This window comes from Actinocorallia libanotica (assembly GCF_039525175.1).
GTDB lineage: Bacteria > Actinomycetota > Actinomycetes > Streptosporangiales > Streptosporangiaceae > Actinocorallia > Actinocorallia libanotica.
Genome location: NZ_BAAAHH010000062.1, coordinates 21,635 through 29,228 on the forward strand (window position 1 = coordinate 21,635; position 7,594 = coordinate 29,228).

The window sequence follows — 7,594 nt, forward strand, 5'->3', positions numbered from 1 at the left end:
TCTCTCCTTGTTTCAGATGACGGTGACGACGACCGAATGCCATCCGGTGGCGCCGTCGGGAAACGGGGGGACACGGGTCGGAGGCTGGGTCGCTCCCGTTGCGTCGGTGGCTCTGGCCTCGATGCGGTGCGTGCCCGGCGTGGCGTCCCACTCCAGGACCCACTGCCGCCAGGTGTCGGTGCCCGGGACGGGCGCGAGGCGCGCCTGCCGCCAGGGACCGCCGTCCACGCGCACCTCGACGGCCGCGATGCCGCGGCGCTGCGCCCAGGACACGCCCGCGACCACGGTGCGGCCGGAGGGGAGGCGCCGCAGCGGGCGCGGCACGTCGATGCGCGTGAGGGTCTTGACGGGGGCGTCCTCGGCGTAGCCGCGCGCCACCCAGTAGGCCTCGGTGTCGGTGAAGCGGGTGACCTCGAGGTCGACCACCCACTTGGTGGCCGAGGAGTACCCGTACAGGCCGGGCACGACCAGGCGGGCGGGGAAGCCGTGCGCGACCGGCAGCGGCTCCCCGTTCATGCCCACCGCCAGCAGAGCCTGACGCCCGTCGAGCACGCTCACCAGCGGCGTCCCGCAGGTCCAGCCGTCGGCCGAGCGGCTGAGCAGCTGGTCGGCCCCGGCCCGCACCCCGGCCTCCCGCAGCAGCCCGGCCAGCGGAAGGCCGAGCCAGCGCGCATGGCCGACGTACGGGCCGCCCACCTCGTTCGACACGCACGTCAGAGTGATGTCGTGCTCGACGAGCGGCCGCCGCAGCAGCTCGTCGAAGCTCAGCTCCAACGGCCGCTCCACCAGCCCGTGGACGCGCAGCGTCCAGGCGGCCGGGTCGACCTGAGGAAGGACGAGCGCGGTGTCCACGCGGTAGAAGTCGCGGTTCGGGGTGACGAACGGGCTGAGCCCGGGAAGCCGCAGGTCCACGCCCGCCGGGAGCGGCGCGGCGGGCCGTGCGGGCCGCGGCAACCGCACCGCGCGCCGTGCCGCCTCGACGCTCCGCCTTCCCCGCAGGACCCCGCCGAGAGACAGCCCTCCGGCCGCCACCGTGAAGGCCCCGGCTGTACCGGCCAGAAAGAGCCGTCGTCCGACGACCCACTCCCGGTCGTGTCCGGACTCTTGCGCGATGTCTTCTGCGGTTTCGCCGTCCCGCGAAGCGGCGGGAGACACACCGACGGCCGTTACGCCGTCCGGCGGCGCGGCGGAAAGCGCATCAACAGGGGAGGGGTTCAGGGGCAGGGCGACGGAGCGTGTCGCGGACAGCGTGCGGAGCACAACGGCTCCGGCCAGGGCACCGACCAGTACGGGTACCGCGTCGAGCAAGGCGGCGCCCGGCCGGGTCAGCACCGCGGCGGCACCGACCAGTCCGAGCGCGCACACTCCCGCCATGGCCCGCGCCGGGCGATGCCGAGCGACCAGCCCCAGCATCCCCGCCAGCAGCAGGACGACCACGACGACGCACGCCAGGAGGACCTGCTTGTCGTTCTCGCCGAAGGACCGGATGGCCAGCCGCTTGAGCCCTTCGGGAGCCCCGTCGACCACCACCGACCCCACGGCGGCGAGCGGCCCCGGCCGCGGCCCCGCCAGCACCGCCAGCGGCTCGGCGACACCCGCCGCCACCACCGCGGCCACCAGCCCGCCGACGGCCGTCCTGATCCGGCCTCTCCCCGTCCTCACGCCCTTGATTCGCCGCAGCCGCGGCAACGGATTGGTCCCCCGGAGAAAAATCTCGGGAAACCTCTCCAGCGGGTCCCGGACCGTCGCCACCCGCCACGGCGAACCGGCCTGCCGTTCCCGGCCGGCCGCAGCCCTCGCGAATGGCGCACGGCCCTGGTCGCTGCGGCGGTCCTCCTCGACGAGCCGGCGACCGGGCTCCGCCGCAGGCGCAGGTCAGTGCTCTCGGTACAGGACGAGGTGCTCGTGGTAGAGGACGCCGTCGCGGACGTCGCCGGTGGCGGTGAAGCCCAGGTCGTCGTAGTAGTCGATGTGGTCGCCGGTGACGGTGTAGCGGCCGGTGTAGGCGCGTTCGCGGCCGTCGCGGGCTTCCTCGTAGCGGCCGGTGGGCAGGAGCTCCTGGCGGATGCGGCCGTCGGCGGTGACCCACATGCCCACGTGCGGGTGGGGGCCGGTGGTGATGGTCTGAGCGTTCATGGAAACCTTCCAAGCGTTGGTCGTGGTGTTCATGACGGTGACTCTCGTCGTGCGGGGTGGTCAGGCGCGGCGGGCGGCGCGCAGGACCTCGTCGCGGGAGGCGCGGACGTCGGCGCCGAGGGCGGCCATGTCGACGTCCAGGAGGGTGCCGGCCCATTTGCGGACGTGTCCGGAGACGAAGACGGCGTCGATGTTGCGGGGGTCGGCGCCCAGGACGAGGGTGCCGATCGGGTCGTTGAGCGGCATGGTGTTGACGTCCTCGGCGCCGACGAGCAGGAGGTCGGCCTGCTTGCCGGGGGTGAGGGATCCGGTGGTGGCGCCGAGGCCGATGCTGCGGGCGCCCGAGAGGGTGGCGAAGTCGAGGACGTCGGCGACGCCGATGCGCGAGGGCCGGGCGTCGGTGCCGTAGGCGGCGTTGACGGCGCGCATCCGCTGGATGGCGAGCAGGGCGCGCATCTGCGTGAACATGTCGCTGGCGAGCGCGACTTCGACGTCGATGCTGAGGCCGGGGCGGATGCCCGCGCCCAGCGCCTCGTCGATGGCGGGAACGGCGGTCTCCAGGCCGATCTGGGCGTCGGAGGTCGGGGCGAGGGCGACGTTGGCGCCCGTGGCTCCCATGGCCCGCCAGGCGTCGGCGGTCAGTCCGGTGCAGTGGATGAGGGAGACGTCGGGGCCGAGGAGCCCGGCCTTCTCCCAGGCGAGGACGGCGGCTGAGGAGGCAGTGCCGAAGACGGCGTCGACGCTGACGCCGATGCCCAGCTCCCGGGCGGTGCGGGCCAGAGCGGGTCCGTAGGCGAGGTCGGGGCCGGCGATCTCGTCGGTGGCCAGGGTGGCCATGCGCAGGGTGAGGAGCTGGTCGTCGGTGGAGAAGTACCGGTCCTTCAGACGGGCGAGGTCGCCGGGCCACTGGCCGTCCCAGTCGCCGAAGTGCGGGCGCATGGAGGCGTGCACGCCGCGGATGCCGGTGTCGATGAGGGCGTGGATCGCGCTGTCGGAGTGCGCGGAGCTGCGGGAGTTGTGGGAGAAGTCGAGCAGGGTGGTGATGCCGCCGTCCAGGGCGGTGAGCGCCGCCAGGCGGGTGCCGACGTACACGTCGTGCGGCGTGTAGGCGGGGGCGATGCCGGCCAGGGTGGACATGACGTATTCGCCGAGGTCGTTGACATCCGGCATGATCCGGCGAAGCTGGGCCTCCCAGGCGTGCCGGTGGGTGTCGACGAAGCCGGGGGAGAGGACGAAGCCGCGCGCGTCGATGACCACGGCGCCGTCGGCGGCGCCCTGGGCCACCAGGTCGGGGGCGACGGCGGCGATGGTCTCGCCCTGGATGAGCAGGTCGGCCCGCGGCAGGGTGCCGAGCTCCGGGTCCATGGTGACCACGGCCGCGCCGGTGAGCAGGACGCGGCGGCCGGGGTCGGCGGCCTGGCGGCGCAGCCGGTCGAGGATCCGGGTGCGGTCGGCGCTGGTGTTCATTGGAGGTGATCTTTCGCAGAAGGTTCCGGCGGGCTGTTCCCGCTGGTGGTGATGAGTCTGCGAGAAGCGGGCGGGGGCGGGAAGGCCGCCGGTTTCCTGGGAGTGCGGCACCTAGGGCGTGTTTCAAAGTCTTCTGCGGAAGAACTTTGACTACTCCTTGCGCTTGAATGAACACCTTGTGTAAGGTTCTTGGTGAGGCTGCAAGGAGCCCCGGCCGGGTCAACCGCCAATCGTCCCATCCCGCACTGGCGGGGGGAAGGACGGGGCGGCAGCCGTTCGCACCTGCGTGCGGCCTCTGCCCGGCCGATTCCGGAACGCCACTGGCGCCGACCCCGGTCAGGGTTCCGCAAGGGACCACACCGGACAGGCGCCATCGGGCACCGGACTGTTTCAGCAACTTTGAAACAGACCTTAGGGACGTTTCTCGGCCCCGGCCGTGGTGTCCGTCCGGGGAACGAGTGTGCCGAGGAGGATCAGGGCGTCGGCGGAGGAGGATCCGGGCTCGGCCTGGTGGGTGATGAGCCGCTGGCCCGCCGCGCGGGAGATGGGGAAGATCTCGGTGGTGAGGTGGAGTTCGCCGACCTCGGGGTGGAACAGGTGCAGGTGGTGCCCGGTCGAGGCCGTCTCCCGGGCGGCCCACAGGCGGCGGAACGGCGCGCTGTTGATCGCCAGTTCGCCCACCAGGGTGGTCAGGCGCGGGTCGTCGGGGGCCTCGCGCACGGCCCGGCGCAGGTCGGCCACCGCGTCGGCGGCCGCCTTGTTCCAGTCGCCGAAGTACCGGGCCGCGGCAGGATCGAGGAAGATCATGTGCAGCATGTTGTCGTCGCGGGTGAAGGGCGCGTGCAGGGCGGAGGCCGGTGCGTTGCGGGCCAGCACGTCCTGGGCGGTGTCGATGACGATCGCGGCCGCCCTGCTCCAGTCGTCGATGAGTCGCCGGACCTCCGGCGAGACCCGCTCGCGGCGGGCGGGGCGGCTGCGGCGGGCGGTCGGCCGGGCCAGCCGGTACAGCTGCGCGGCGGCCTCGTCGTCCAGGGTCAGGTCCCGGGCCAGCGCCGCGGCGGTCTGCCAGGACGGCCGCGCGGCGCGGTCCTGCTCCAGACGGGCGTAGTGGCCGGTGCTGATGCCCGCCGCCCTGGCGATCTCGTCGCGGCGCGCGCCGGGCACCCGCCGCCGCGCGTCCGGCTGGTGATCGGGCCGGAGCAGGTCCCGGTGCCGGCGCAGGAAGCCTCCGAGGGAAAAGTCACTACTGTTCACGTTTTGGAGGCTAAAGCGGCGGAGGCTCTCGCCAGAGTGCTCAGGGTGGGTGTGTTACACCCTGGCCTGGCGAGATCCAAAACGCTCTTTACGGCCTTTCATGTCCAATACTGTGATGTATGAGCAGTAGTACACCGTTGGGGGAGTTTCTCAGAGCGCGTCGTGAGGGCCTGAAGCCCCATGACGTCGGCCTGCCGGAGTACGGGCGCCGCCGGGTGAAGGGATTGCGGCGGGAGGAGGTCGCGATGCTGGCGGGGATGAGCGGCGACTACTACGTCCGCCTGGAGCAGGGCCGGGAGTCCAGCCCGTCGCCTCAGGTGATCGAGGCGGTGGCGCGGGCCCTGCTGCTGGAGGAGGAGGCCGCCGATCACCTGCGCCGCCTGGCCCGGCCACCGCGACCGCGCTCCAGACGGCCCGCTCAGGAGCAGGTCGGCCCGCAGCTGCTCCAGGTGATGGACGGATTCGCGCATTCTCCGGCCTTCGTGCTGGGGCCCGCGCTGGACGTCCTGGCGGGCAACGCGATGGCCCGGGCCCTGCACGAGGCCTTCTCACCCGCGGACAACCTCGCGCGCATGGTGTTCTGCGATCCGGCGGGCCGGGAGTTCTACCCGGAATGGGAGCGCGCCGCGCACTCGTGCGTGGCGGAACTGCGCGCCGCCTACGGCCATGATCCGAACAGCGCGCGGATCACCGAGGTGGTCGCCGACCTGTCCGCCCGCAGCCCTGAGTTCGCCGACCTGTGGCGCCGCCACGAGGTGAGGTCCAAGACCCAGGAGGTCAAGCACCTGCGGCACCCGCACGTGGGCGACCTGCACATCCGTTTCACGGCCCTCACCGTCAACGGCACGCCGCACCAGCAGCTCGTGATCTACCAGGCCGAGCCCGACGGCCCGACCGCCGCCGCCTTCCAGCGCCTGGCCGAGCGCGCCGGCGCACTCGGCCGGGCCGCCACCGGCTGACCACCGCTCGGGATGGATCGACCGGTGAATTCCGTCGCACCTTCCCGATCCGGCCGCCCTGGCCGAGGCGATCGCCCGGGCGACCGGTGTGCCTCCGGCCGTCGCGCGCCAGGCGATGAACGATTCCCTGGCCGAAGGCGACCCGCTCCGCCGGCCGGTGTAAGAGCGGTCCGCGAGCGTCTCCACCAGGTGACGCGTCAGGGGCGGTCGGCCGTCGCGCGGCGGACGGCGTAGTAGAGCAGGACGCCGAAGGAGGAGAAGCCGATCGCGCCGCGCAGGTCGGCCGTCGCGGCGAGGACCGCGACCACGGAGCCGACGGCGAGTTCGGCGTGGCGCGGCACCTGGGACTTCGGATGGACCGCGGCGAGGGCGTGCGGCAGGTGCCGGTCGCGGGCCATGGCCAGGACGGTGCGCGAGACGCCGAGGATCAGCGCGAGCAGCGACCCGAGCGCGGCGATCGCCGCACCCGCCTGGACGACCGGCGCCAGCCGTCCGACGCCCGCGACCCGCACGGTCTCCACGAGCGGCGCCGCGGCCCGCGCCAGGCCGTCGGACCCCAGCACCGCCAGGACGGAGACGGCGACGGCGGCGTAGACGACGAGCGTGATGCCCAACGCGATCGGGACCGCACGCGGGATCGTGCGCGCGGGATCGCGGAACTCCTCGCCCAGGGTCGCGATGCGCGCGTACCCGGCGAACGCGAAGAACAGCAGCCCCGCCGCCTGGAGCACCCCGCCGACGGTCGTGTCCGAGTCGGCGTCCAGCCGGGCGGCGTCCGCGGAGCCCGACGTCCAGGCGGCCACGACCACGGCGGCGAGCACGGCGAGCACCACCGCCACGATCACCCGCGTCAGCAGCGCCGACTTCTGGATCCCCGCACAGCTGACCGCCGTCAGCCCCACCACCGCCGCGACCGCGACGGCGTGCGCCTGCTCGGGCCAGGCGTACGCGCCGACCGTGAGCGCCATCGCCGCGCACGAGGCCGTCTTGCCCACCACGAAACTCCACCCGGCCAGATACCGGTCCTGCTTTTCGCGGCGACTGCCGCAGGACCCGCCCCCGTGGGCACCGGCCCGCCGACGATCGACGTGGACGCCGATCCGACACTGGCGGACCGGCCTGAAGCCTCATACCGTGGTCACGGTCCGGGCATCCGCCTTCGACTTCCAAGGGCAGGAATGGCGCTCCTCGGTCCGCTTCGCCGCCGGACAGGACGGAAGCGTCGACCTCGGCTTCGTCTGCGTTCCTCCCCACCTACCCGCAGCTGGATCCGGCCTTCTCCGTACGCATCGTCGCCATGTCCGACAAGGGCCGGTGCGCCGGAGCCCAGGACGCTCTCTGGCCTTCCAGCCTGTCCGCCCATTCCCTGTCCGAGGACTGGGCCAGATCCCGCGTCTTGATTTTTCCCGATGCCGGACACCAGGTGGGCGTACCTCCTCATCTTCCCGCCCTGACCACCGTTGCCCACCCCCTGACCGGGACATCCCTGTTCCTGGGCGGCCTCCGTTCCTCCAACGCCACAGCCCGGTACCGAACATGGAATGCCACGCTCGCTTTCCTCAGCGAGCATTCAAATCCTTAGTGCGTGTTTGAGAAGGGGTTTGTGTGACCGGTGTGGCGGCGTGACGACCAGTGCCGGCGTCGCCAGGATGCTGCGGTATGCCCCCGTCTCGCCGTTACCCCTCGGACTTGTCGGACGCCCAGTGAGCCTCTTTCATCCTCGGGCGGCTTGAGCGGTTCGGTGGTTCTGCAGGACGGCGATGGCTTTGACGAGGTGG

At 72.5% G+C, this 7,594-nt stretch carries 7 protein-coding genes; 2 read left to right on the forward strand and 5 right to left on the reverse strand.

Annotated features, from left to right (window positions below):
* Window positions 1-12 precede the first annotated feature (12 nt).
* The 4 genes from ABD140_RS37730 to ABD140_RS37745 form a co-directional block, all read right to left on the reverse strand.
* On the reverse strand, window positions 13-1,662 hold the full coding sequence (locus ABD140_RS37730) for a molybdopterin-dependent oxidoreductase (RefSeq protein WP_344247456.1): 1,650 nt from the start codon (window positions 1,660-1,662) through the stop codon (window positions 13-15).
* Between the two features lie 213 nt (window positions 1,663-1,875).
* Complete coding sequence (locus ABD140_RS37735) at window positions 1,876-2,136, reverse strand: Atu4866 domain-containing protein (RefSeq protein ID WP_344247458.1); 261 nt, start codon at window positions 2,134-2,136, stop codon at window positions 1,876-1,878.
* A gap of 60 nt (window positions 2,137-2,196) precedes the next feature.
* Window positions 2,197-3,603, reverse strand: coding sequence for an amidohydrolase family protein (locus ABD140_RS37740; protein ID WP_344247460.1), 1,407 nt, complete (start codon window positions 3,601-3,603; stop codon window positions 2,197-2,199).
* Window positions 3,604-4,014: 411 nt separating this feature from the next.
* Window positions 4,015-4,857 (reverse strand): helix-turn-helix transcriptional regulator, encoded by an 843-nt coding sequence (locus tag ABD140_RS37745; protein ID WP_344247462.1) that lies wholly within the window; start codon window positions 4,855-4,857, stop codon window positions 4,015-4,017.
* A 119-nt stretch (window positions 4,858-4,976) separates the two neighbouring features.
* Here ABD140_RS37745 and ABD140_RS37750 point away from each other — a divergent pair, with 119 nt between their 5' ends.
* Window positions 4,977-5,816, forward strand: a complete 840-nt coding sequence (locus ABD140_RS37750) for a helix-turn-helix transcriptional regulator (RefSeq protein ID WP_344247464.1) — start codon at window positions 4,977-4,979, stop codon at window positions 5,814-5,816.
* A 197-nt stretch (window positions 5,817-6,013) separates the two neighbouring features.
* On the opposite strand, the gene ABD140_RS37755 is transcribed toward ABD140_RS37750, so the two are convergent.
* Window positions 6,014-6,814 carry an APC family permease gene (locus tag ABD140_RS37755; RefSeq protein ID WP_344247466.1) on the reverse strand — a complete coding sequence of 267 codons (801 nt, stop codon included), beginning with the start codon at window positions 6,812-6,814 and terminating at the stop codon, window positions 6,014-6,016.
* Between the two features lie 299 nt (window positions 6,815-7,113).
* On the opposite strand from ABD140_RS37755, the gene ABD140_RS40260 reads away from it, so the two are divergent.
* Window positions 7,114-7,398 carry an acyl-CoA thioester hydrolase/BAAT C-terminal domain-containing protein gene (locus ABD140_RS40260; protein WP_425544201.1) on the forward strand — a complete coding sequence of 95 codons (285 nt, stop codon included), beginning with the start codon at window positions 7,114-7,116 and terminating at the stop codon, window positions 7,396-7,398.
* The last annotated feature ends 196 nt before the right edge of the window (window positions 7,399-7,594 follow it).